At 70.6% G+C, this 9,958-nt stretch carries 9 protein-coding genes; all 9 read left to right on the top strand.

Annotated elements, in window-relative coordinates:
• The first annotated feature begins 276 nt into the window (after nt 1-276).
• The 9 genes from G6030_RS05730 (at nt 277) to G6030_RS05690 (ending at nt 9,892) form a co-directional block, all read left to right on the top strand.
• Nucleotides 277-1,479: an MFS transporter gene (locus tag G6030_RS05730; RefSeq protein ID WP_082904603.1), complete on the top strand. Its 1,203-nt coding sequence runs from the start codon at nt 277-279 to the stop codon at nt 1,477-1,479.
• 64 nt (nt 1,480-1,543) lie between these two features.
• Entirely contained in the window at nt 1,544-2,179 is a 636-nt protein-coding gene (gene ureG / locus G6030_RS05725; RefSeq protein ID WP_106385027.1) for an urease accessory protein UreG, read from the top strand.
• Nucleotides 2,176-3,189 carry an urease accessory protein UreD gene (locus G6030_RS16400; protein WP_082904602.1) on the top strand — a complete coding sequence of 338 codons (1,014 nt, stop codon included), beginning with the start codon at nt 2,176-2,178 and terminating at the stop codon, nt 3,187-3,189. The genes ureG and G6030_RS16400 overlap by 4 nt, the downstream gene beginning before the upstream one ends.
• Nucleotides 3,190-3,497: 308 nt before the next feature.
• A complete protein-coding gene (gene urtA / locus G6030_RS05715) occupies nt 3,498-4,730 on the top strand; it encodes an urea ABC transporter substrate-binding protein (protein WP_182642474.1) in 1,233 nt (410 codons plus the stop codon).
• A 107-nt stretch (nt 4,731-4,837) separates the two neighbouring features.
• Nucleotides 4,838-5,722 carry an urea ABC transporter permease subunit UrtB gene (gene urtB / locus G6030_RS05710; RefSeq protein ID WP_007633467.1) on the top strand — a complete coding sequence of 295 codons (885 nt, stop codon included), beginning with the start codon at nt 4,838-4,840 and terminating at the stop codon, nt 5,720-5,722.
• 161 nt (nt 5,723-5,883) lie between these two features.
• Entirely contained in the window at nt 5,884-7,026 is a 1,143-nt protein-coding gene (urtC, locus tag G6030_RS05705) for an urea ABC transporter permease subunit UrtC (RefSeq protein ID WP_241724191.1), read from the top strand.
• On the top strand, nt 7,023-7,958 hold the full coding sequence (gene urtD, locus G6030_RS05700) for an urea ABC transporter ATP-binding protein UrtD (RefSeq protein ID WP_182642471.1): 936 nt from the start codon (nt 7,023-7,025) through the stop codon (nt 7,956-7,958). Before urtC ends, urtD begins: the two co-directional genes overlap by 4 nt.
• Before the next feature lie 5 nt (nt 7,959-7,963).
• Nucleotides 7,964-8,656, top strand: a complete 693-nt coding sequence (gene urtE / locus G6030_RS05695; RefSeq protein ID WP_182642473.1) for an urea ABC transporter ATP-binding subunit UrtE — start codon at nt 7,964-7,966, stop codon at nt 8,654-8,656.
• A 531-nt stretch (nt 8,657-9,187) separates the two neighbouring features.
• On the top strand, nt 9,188-9,892 hold the full coding sequence (locus G6030_RS05690; protein WP_182642470.1) for an EcsC family protein: 705 nt from the start codon (nt 9,188-9,190) through the stop codon (nt 9,890-9,892).
• Nucleotides 9,893-9,958: the final 66 nt, after the last annotated feature.

The raw sequence follows: 9,958 nt of genomic DNA, 5'->3' as shown, positions 1-9,958 counted from the left end.
GCGGGTTCGCGCCGGTGCTGGACCTCGCGTCGTGCCACCACGAGCGGGCCGAGGCGCGACTGTTCGCGTCCTGACCCCGCTGGTTCGTTGGCCCGCGCCGCCCGCCGGCCCGCCGGCCCGCCGCAGCGCTCTGACCTGCGGTGCCCTGAACACCCCGTCCAGGGCAGCCCAGGTCAGGGGGGCGCGAGTGACGCGGGCTCGGGGACGCCGGGCACAATCCGGGGCACGGCCGCGGAGCGGTCCTGAGACACGCGCGCGACTGAACCGGGAGGGCCTGTGAACGACGACGGGGCTGGTTCCGGCACGGGCCTGAAGCCGGGGACCCCGCCGTACCGCCGGCTGCTGGCGGCGTTGTTCTTCATCGGCGTCGCCACGTTCGCCCAGCTCTACTCGCCCCAGGGACTGTTGCCTCTGATCGCGGACGATCTCCACGTGAGCCCCGATCGGGCCGCGCTCATGATCTCCGCCGCGACCCTCGGCGTGGCACTGGGCGTGATTCCGTGGTCGTATGTCGGCGACGCGGTGGGCCGCAAGCAGGCGATGCTCACCGCGATCGCCCTGGCCTGCCTCTGCGCGGCGCTGATCACGATCATGCCCGGGTTCTGGTGGATGCTCGCCCTGCGGTTCGTCGAAGGCCTCATGCTGGGCGGGGTGCCCGCCCTGGCCGTGGCGTACCTCAGCGAGGAGGTCAGCCCGAAGGTCGCCGCGATCGCGGCGGGCACGTACGTGTCCGGCACGACCATCGGCGGCCTCGCCGGGCGCATCATCGCCGCGCCCGTCGGGCAAGCAATCGGTTGGGAACTCGGGATGCTCTTGGTCACCGGGCTCGCGGTGCTCTGCGTGCTCATCTTCCTGCGCACCGCCCCGCGCGCCCAGAACTTCACCCCTCGCGTCACCCGGTTGCGCGAGGCGATGGCCGCGTTGCTGGGGAATCTGCGCTCCCCGGCCCTATGGGTGATCTACCTGCAGGGCTGCCTGACGATGGGCGGGTTCGTCGCCGTCTACAACTTCCTCGGCTTCCGCCTGGCGGACCCACCGTTCTCGTTGCCCATCTGGCTGGTGTCCTTCATCTTCCTGGCCTACCTCGCGGGCACCTTCTCGGCGCCTCGGGCGGGCGTGCTGGCCTCTCGGTTCGGCCGCAAGCCGGTGCTGATCGCCGGCAACCTGACGATGATGGCGGGCACCGCGCTCACCTTGGTCATGAGCTTGTGGGCGATCATCGCCGGGACGGTGATCCTCACCGTGGGGTTCTTCGCCGCGCATGCCGTGGCCTCGGGCTGGGCGGGGTCCTCGGCGGTGGCAGGGCGTTCCCAGTCCTCGTCGCTGTACAACCTGGGCTACTACGGCGGCTCATCGCTGTTCGGGTTCGCGGGCGGGATCTTTCTGCACCTGGCGGGATGGCCGGGGACCGTCGCGATGGTCCTGGGCCTGACCGCCACGGCGACCGTGCTGGCCGCGGTGGTTCTGCCCAGGAACTAGGCCCGGCGGGTCAGCGGCTCGGCACGCAACAGAATCGAAACACGACTGCATTAGCGTCTCGTCCATGGCAGAGGCACAGCAGGTGTTGCGGATCGGGATCGGCGGGCCGGTGGGCTCCGGCAAGACGGCGCTCATCGAGGCGCTGGTCCCCGAGCTGATCGCCCGGGGCCGCACCCCGGCCGTGATCACCAACGACATCTACACCCAGGAGGACGCCGAGCACGTCCGCCGCACGCTGGCCGGCGTGCTGGATCCGGCCCGGGTCGTGGGCGTCGAGACCGGCTCGTGCCCCCACACTGCCGTGCGCGACGACCCCACCATGAACCTCGCGGTGGGCGCCGAGATGCTCGAGGATCACCCCGACGTCGACACCCTCATCTTCGAGTCCGGCGGCGACAACCTCACGTTGACCTTCTCGCCGGCGCTGGTGGACCTGTTCCTCTTCGTCCTCGACACCGCCGAGGGGGAGAAGATGCCCCGCAAGCGCGGACCCGGCATCACCGAGTGCGACCTGCTGGTGATCAACAAGATCGACATTGCCCAGTACGTGCGCTGCGACTTGGGCGTCATGTCCTCCGATGCCGACCGCGTCCGCTCGGGCAAGCCCGTCGCGCTCACCGACTGCCTGTCCGGCACCGGCATCGACGAGGTGCTGGACTACCTCGAGTCGCGCCGGGCGGACCTGCTGCCCGCGCGGTGAGCGCGCCGCGGGACACCGGACAGGACACCGGCACAGCGAGCGATCGACTCACCCGCGCCGCCGACCCGGGGTTCGTCTGGCCCGTCGTCGCCGCCGGACCGCAGACCGGGCCCGGGGCGTTGCCCGTCGGCTCACCCGGCAAGGTGGGCGTGCTCGACCTGGACTTCCGCCGCGCCCGCGATCCCCGTGCTGCCGGCCTCGCCGGCCGGACCGTGCTGGCCGACCGCTTCCAGAAGTCGCCGCTGCAGGTGATGCGGCCGCTGTACCTCGACCCGGCGATGCCGGGGATGCCGGTGGTGTACGTGATGTCGACCGGCGGCGGGATCGTCGGCGGCGACCGGCTCGACATGGACGTCCGGCTCGGCGACAGGGCCCATGCGCTGGTCACCACGCAGGCCGCGAACCGCGTGCACCGCATGGACGTCGGGTACGCCACGCAGAACGTCACCCTGCGGCTCGGCGACGGCGCGGTGTGCGAGTGGCTGCCCGACCTGCTCATCCCGTACGGCGGCAGCCGGTTCCAACAGCGACTGCGGGCCGAGGTGCCCGAGGACGCGACGCTCATCGCGGCCGACATCCTCACCGCCGGACGCGTGGCCCGCGGGGAGAGCTGGGACGTGGACGCCTACGTCTCGGCGGTGGAGATCACCCGACCCGGCGGCGTCCCGCTCGTCGTGGACACCACCCGCATCACCCGCGACGATGCCGGGCACCCGCTGGTCACCGGCGACGCCGACGCGATCGGGACGCTGTTCGTGGTCGCGCCCGGCCCGGCCGAGGAGCTCGCCGGGGTCATGCGAGAGGCGGCCGACGGGCTCGGGGGCGCGACGAGCGCGGTGGCGGGATCGGCTGTGCGCTGCGGCGTGAGCACCCTGCCCGACGGCTGCGGTGCGTGGCTGCGAGTGCTGGGTCGGGGGCAGGAGAACGTGGAGGCCGCCGTGCGAGCGGTGTGGTCCGCGGCCCGCATGCACCTGCTCGGGGCGGCGGTGCCCGACCTGCGCAAGAGCTGACCGGCCGGGGAACTGCCTCCGCCTCCCGGCCGCGGGCATCCCGCGCCCGCCGCACGGCCGCCTGACTTGCGTCACGCAGCGTTCACACAACGCCGGTAGAGGCAACGGTCGCGAAACATCGGCGACTCAGCCGACTCACATGTTGTCCATACCTTTATCCGCATCGCGCTTCGAGCCCCGCATCCCGCGGGCACCCTCGACAGCCGGTCAGTGAAGGTCAGGTCAATCACGTGAACTCCACCTCCCTCTCCTCCGGTCAGAGCCAGCGCCCGAGCCGAGCCCGGCGCCCGAGCCGCACCCGGCGCGCGCTGGCCACCGCCGGACTGGTCCTGCTCGGCGCCGGCGCGCTCACCGCGTGCGGCAGCAAGACCAGCGACACCGCCACGGCGGCCGCCGCCGAGTCCTGCGTCGACACCTCCGGCGACACGATCAAGGTCGGGTCGCTGCACTCCCTGTCCGGGACGATGGCCATCTCCGAGAAGACCGTGCGTGACTCGGTGGCCCTGGCGATCGAGCAGATCAACGCCGAGGGCGGGGTGCTGGGCAAGCAGATCGAACCCGTGGTGGAGGACGGCGCCTCCGACCCGGCCGTGTTCGCCGAGAAGGCGCAGAAGCTCATCACCAGTGACTGCGTCGCCGCGATCTTCGGCGGCTGGACCTCGTCCTCCCGCAAGGCGATGCTGCCCGTGGTCGAGGACGCCAACGCGCTGCTCTACTACCCGGTGCAGTACGAGGGCCTCGAGGCCTCGGAGAACATCTTCTACACCGGCGCCACCACCAACCAGCAGATCGTCCCCGCCCTGGAGTACCTCAAGGAGCAGGGCGTGGAGTCCATGTACCTCGTGGGCTCGGACTACGTCTTCCCGCAGACCGCCAATCGCGTCATCAAGGCGTGGGCCGCGGCGAACGAGGTCGAGATCCTCGGCGAGGACTACACCCCGCTCGGCTCGACCGACTTCTCCACCATCGTCAACAAGGTGCGCACCGCCAACCCGGACGCCGTGTTCAACACGCTCAACGGCGACTCCAACGTGGCGTTCTTCCGCGAGTACTCCAACGCCGGCCTGTCCGCCGAGGACACCCCGGTGGTGAGCGTGTCGATCGCCGAGGAGGAGGTCCAGGGCATCGGCGCCGCGAATATTGACGGCCAGCTGACCTCGTGGAACTACTACCAGACGATCGACTCGCCGGAGAACACCGCGTTCGTCGACGCGTTCAAGGCGAAGTACGGCGCGAACCGCGTCACCTCCGATCCGATGGAAGCCGCGTACACGTCGGTCTACCTGTGGAAGAACACGGTCGAGAAGGCGGACTCCTTCGCCGTCGACGCCATCCAGGACGCCGCCGACGGCGTCAGCTTCGACGCCCCCGAGGGCACCGTCACCATCAACGGCGAGAACAACCACATCTCCAAGACCGCGATCGTCGGCGAGATCCGCCCCGACGGCCTGATCTACGAGGTGTGGAGCTCCGGCGAGGCGATCGAGCCCGACCCGTTCCTCGAGTCCTACGACTGGGCCGGCGACCTGTCCGGAAACTGACGCCCGACAAGACCGCCCGACCAGCCCGCCCGACCCACCCCGCTCCCGCCCGGCCCCTGAACCGAGGCCGGGGGCGGGGAGGGCGGGGCCCAGAGAAAGGAGCCGGTGTGGACATCCTCATCGGACAACTCGCGACCGGATTGAGCATCGGCTCCATCCTCCTGCTCGCCGCCCTCGGACTGTCCCTGACGTTCGGGCAGATGGGCGTCATCAACATGGCGCACGGCGAGTTCATCATGGCCGGCTGCTACACCGCCTACGTCGTGCAGCAGATCATGGCCGCCTCCGGCGCCGGCCTGGCCCTGTCGCTCGTGCTGGGGTTCGTAGTGGGCGGCCTGCTGGGCGTGCTGCTCGAGGTCACGCTCATCCGCCGCCTCTACGCCCGTCCGCTCGACACCCTGCTCGTCACGTTCGGCGTGGGCCTGGTGCTGCAGCAGATCGCCCGCGACATCTGGGGCGCGCCCGCCGTCAACGTCGAGGTGCCCGAGTTCCTGCGCGGAAGCGTCGAGCTGCTCGGCGCGTCGGTGCCGCTGACGCGCGTGTTCATCTTCGTCCTGGCCATCGCGTGTGTCGCGGCCGTCATGGCCGCCATGAAGTTCACGCCCATGGGCCGCCGCATCCGGGCCGTCACGCTCAACCGGGACCTCGCCGAGTCGTCCGGCATCAGCTCCCGCCGGACCGACATCACGACGTTCTTCATCGGCTCCGGCCTCGCCGGGGTGGCGGGCGTGGCGCTCACGCTCATCGGCTCGACGAGCCCCACGATCGGCCAGTCGTACCTCATCGACGCGTTCCTCGTGGTGGTCGTGGGCGGCCTCGGCCAGTTGCGGGGCGCCGTGATCGCCGCGTTCGCGCTCGGCGTCCTCCACTCGTTCTTCGAATACTCCACCACCGCCTCGGTGGCCAAGGTCCTCGTCTTTGTCACCATCATCTTCTTCCTGCAGGTGCGACCGCAGGGCCTGTTCGCCGTCAAGACCAGGAGCCTGGCATGACCGACACCACCACTGCCCGTGCGGCCGCGACGACCACCTCGTCGTCGTCACCCGATACGCCGACCGACGCACCACCGGCGACCCCGCCCGCCGACGCCGGCCCACCGCCCCGGTCCCGCGCCCGGCGCCTGCTCGCCGGCGACGTCGAGCGCCCCCGCTGGATGTTCTGGGCCGCGCTCGCGGTGGCGGCGCTGGTCATCTTCGGCCTGGCGCCGCTGCTGCTCAGCGACTTCCGCCTGGGCCTGCTGGCCAAGTTCTTCTGCTACGCGATCGTCGCCAGCGGCATCGGCCTGGCGTGGGGGCGAGGCGGCATGCTCACGCTGGGTCAGGGCGTGTACTTCGGCGTGGGCGCCTACGCGATGGCCATGTTCCTCAAGCTCTCCGACGCCCGCGACCGCGGCGGTCCCGACGCCCTGCCGGACTTCATGCAGATCGCCGGCACGCGCGAGCTGCCCGGTTACTGGGTGCCGTTCGCCTCGCCCGGGTTCACGATCGCGGTGATCCTGCTGGTCCCGCCGCTGTTGGCGTTCGGGTTCGGCTACCTGGTGTTCCACCGCAAGGTCAAGGGCGCCTACTTCGCGATCCTCTCGCAGGCCCTGGCCGCCGCGGCCGCGATCTTCCTCGTCAGTCGACCCGAGCTGGGCGGCTCCAACGGCCTCAACCGCTTCACCGGGTTCTTCGGCTTCGCGCTGTCCGACCCCGCGAACCGGCGGATGCTGTACTTCCTCGCCGGCGGCGCGCTGCTCGCCGTGGTGCTGCTGGTGCGGCAGCTCATGCAGTCCCGCTTCGGCGAGCTACTCGTGGCCGTGCGCGACCAGGAGGAGCGCGTCCGCTTCCTCGGCTACGACCCGGCGCTGATCAAGTCGTTCGCCTACGCCGTGGCCGCGTTCGCCGCGGGGATCGCCGGGGCGCTGTTCGTGCCGATCGTCGGGATCATCTCGCCGTCGGCGATCGGCATCGCGCCGTCGATCGCATTCCTCATCGGCGTGGCGATCGGCGGCCGCGCGACCCTGCTCGGCCCGGTCCTCGGCGCGATCGGCGTGGCGTGGGCGCAGACCGCGTTCTCCGAGGCCTACCCGTCGCAGTGGACCTACCTGCAGGGCGTGTTGTTCATCGTCGTCGTCGGGTTCCTGCCCGGCGGCCTGGCGTCGCTGTTCGCGGTGCGGCGCCGACGCGCGAAGGTGACGACGACGAGCTCCACCACCCCCGACCGGCCCGCCACCGCCCGGGCGGCCGGACCTTCCGGCGCCGCCACCGCCACCTCCGCTGCCACCTCCGCCGCCACCATCGAGGAGCCCCGATGACCCACTCCACCGCCTTCGGCATCGGTGCCGCCCTCTCGGCGGGCACCCTCACCGGCGCCGAGCTCCGGCTGCCCGGCGCCGCCTCCACCCGGTCCCGCCCTGCGGGCCGTGAGCAGGGCGCCGGCACCTACCTCGAGGTCCGCGGCCTGACCGTGACGTTCGACGGCTTCCGGGCCGTGGACGGCGTGGACCTCACACTGATCCAGGGTGACCTGCGGTTCCTCATCGGGCCCAACGGCGCCGGCAAGACCACCGTGGTGGACGCCATCACCGGGCTCGTGCCCGCGACCGGCACCGTCGACAAGTCAGGGCAGCCGGTGCTGGGGCTCAAGACGCACAAGATCGCCAAGCTCGGGATCGGCCGGACGTTCCAGACGGCGTCGGTCTTCGAGGACCTCACCGTGGAGCAGAACCTCGACATCGCCGCCGGCGCCCGCCGCGGGCCGCTCACCCTGCTGCGGCGGCGCCACGGCCGGGAGGAGAGCGTCGCCGAGGCGCTGGCCACGATCGGGCTGGAGCGCCTGGCCGGTACCAAGGCCGGGGTGCTGGCGCACGGGCAGAAGCAGTGGCTCGAGATCGGGATGCTGCTGGTCCAGGACTGCGGCGTCATGCTGCTCGACGAGCCCGTCGCCGGCATGGGCGCCGAGGAACGGCAGGCCACGGGCGAACTCCTGCAGCGGATCGCCGCCGACCGCACCGTCGTGGTGGTGGAGCACGACATGGAGTTCATGCGCGCGTTCGCGACCTCCGTCACCGTCCTGGCCGCCGGCAAGGTGCTGGCCGAGGGCACGGTCGCCGAGATCCAGGCCGACCCCAAGGTGCAGCAGGTCTACCTGGGCACCGCCGCCGCGACCGGCACCGAGTTGGCCGACGCCGACGCCGACGCCGCCACCAACACCGACGCCGCCGACACCGAGGAGACCCCGCGATGAGCGCACTGTTGAGCATGTCCGGCGTCCGCGCGGGCTACGGCGGTTCGGAGGTCGTCCACGGCGTCGACCTCGAGGTCCCCGCCGGGGGAGTGGCCGCGATCCTCGGCCACAACGGCGCCGGCAAGACCACCCTGCTGCGCACCGCCGTGGGACTGTTGCCGTGCAAGGGCGGGACCATCACCTTCGACGGCGAGGACATCACCCGCCTGCGTCCGCACGCGCGGGTGGCCCGCGGGATCGGCTACGTCCCGCAGGGGCAGCAGTCGTTCACGCAGCTCACCACCGCCGAGAACCTCCAGCTGGTCGCCGACGGCCGCAAGCGCGGCAAGGCGCTGATCGACGAGTCGCTGGACCTGTTCCCGGCGCTGCGCGAGCTGCTCGACCGCAAGGCTGGCCTCCTCTCCGGCGGTCAGCGCCAGCAGCTGGCGATCGCGAGGACGCTCATCACCGAGCCGCGGATGCTGGTCCTGGACGAGCCCACCGAGGGCATTCAGCCCAACGTGGTGGCCGAGATCGAGCGGATCATCGTGGAGCTCGCGTCCCGCGGCGACCTGTCCGTCCTGCTGGTCGAGCAGCACGTCGGCTTCTCGCTGCGCGCCTCGGACGTCTACTACGTGATGGAGTCCGGGCGGATCTCGCACTCGGGCGCCTCCGACGCGTCCGCCGCCCACGACGTCTCGGCGGTGCTGGCGATCTGATCGGCGAGGTCTCGCGCCCGGTGGCGGGCGCTGTCACCGCCTCTGGCCTGCGGTGCCCTGGAACACCCGTTCAGGGCACCGCAGGTCAGGGGCTTGCGTGCTGGTGAGCCATGCCGCTTCAGGCCCGGGCCGGACCCTGGCCGTGGAGGGGCCTGAACTTTGGTGTGACCATTGCGAAAAATCGGCTAGAGGCTCGCAGTGGTTACACCACAGTTCTCCGCCAGGTGCCGCACTGCCTCGCGTGACCGCCGACAGGGCGGCGGACGCAGAGTGTTATGCCGTTCTCAGGCCGCCGCATCGGGCTCGACCTGCAGTTCCCTGCGAGCCCCGTTCAGGGCGCCCCAGGTCAGACGGGTAAAAGCTCAGAGGCTGGCACAACGGTTCTCGCGTAATAGTCGACACCGTTAACCATCAGAGCCAAATAGTGCTTATCCTTCCTTCCGGTGCTGAGTCTCCCTCGCTCGGCGCCGCGGACTCACGGATCGGCCGTCGTGAGAACCGTCCCTCAGGCCTGTCAGGAAGGCGCCCCTCATGGCAATCGCCCAACCCAAGCGTGTCAAGGAGATCACCAAGTCGATCTCCGAAGGCGATATGGAGGCGGCAGCCACCGCCACCATCGACTTCATTCTCGACGCGGGAGTGAACGGCTTCGGCCCCGTCAAGAGCGCCGAGGCCATTGCCGATGAGGCGCTGAAGCACTCGGGGAACGACGTGGAGAAGGCGATCAAGCGGATCATCGCCACGCACACCAGGGTCGTGGGCGCATCGGGTTTCGTCTCCGGGCTCGGGGGCCTGGCCACGATGGCGGTGGCGCTCCCCACCGATGTCACCGTGTTCTATACGCGTGCCACCCGCATGATCGCGGCGGTTGCACACCTGCGCGGCTACGACGTTCGCAGTGAGGAGGTCCGCAGCGTCATCGCGGTGTCGCTGATCGGTTCCGCCGGAGTCGAGGCGATGTCCAAGGCCGGCGTCGAGATCGGCACCAAGACGGCGATTGCGGCCCTCAAGAGGGTGCCGGGCACTGTCCTGAGCAAGATCAACAAGGCGGTGGGCTTCCGGCTGGTGACCAAGTTCGGCACCACAGGGTCCATCAACCTGGTGAAGGTCGTGCCCGTGGCGGGCGCAGCCGTGGGCGGCACGATCAACATCGCGGGCATCCGATCGATCGCCGGATACGCGAAGAGCAACTTCCCCGCCATCGAGTCGGTGCCCGTGCCGCACACAGCCGTCTGACCCTAGACGCCTGAGCGTCTGCCCATCGGCCTCCGTGCCGATACCACCTCTGACCTGCAGTGCCTT

Source organism: Dietzia sp. E1, from assembly GCF_014145015.1.
GTDB classification, from domain to species: Bacteria; Actinomycetota; Actinomycetes; order Mycobacteriales; family Mycobacteriaceae; genus Dietzia; species Dietzia cinnamea_A.
This window is presented reverse-complemented; position numbering and strand designations above follow the sequence as displayed.

Coding starts and splice junctions, on each gene's coding strand:
- ureG (WP_106385027.1), top strand. CDS start 1,544: ATGGCAGAGGCACAGCAGGTGTTGCGGATCGGGATCGGCGGGCCGGTG.
- urtC (WP_241724191.1), top strand. CDS start 5,884: ATGTTCTGGGCCGCGCTCGCGGTGGCGGCGCTGGTCATCTTCGGCCTG.
- urtD (WP_182642471.1), top strand. CDS start 7,023: ATGACCCACTCCACCGCCTTCGGCATCGGTGCCGCCCTCTCGGCGGGC.
- G6030_RS05690 (WP_182642470.1), top strand. CDS start 9,188: ATGGCAATCGCCCAACCCAAGCGTGTCAAGGAGATCACCAAGTCGATC.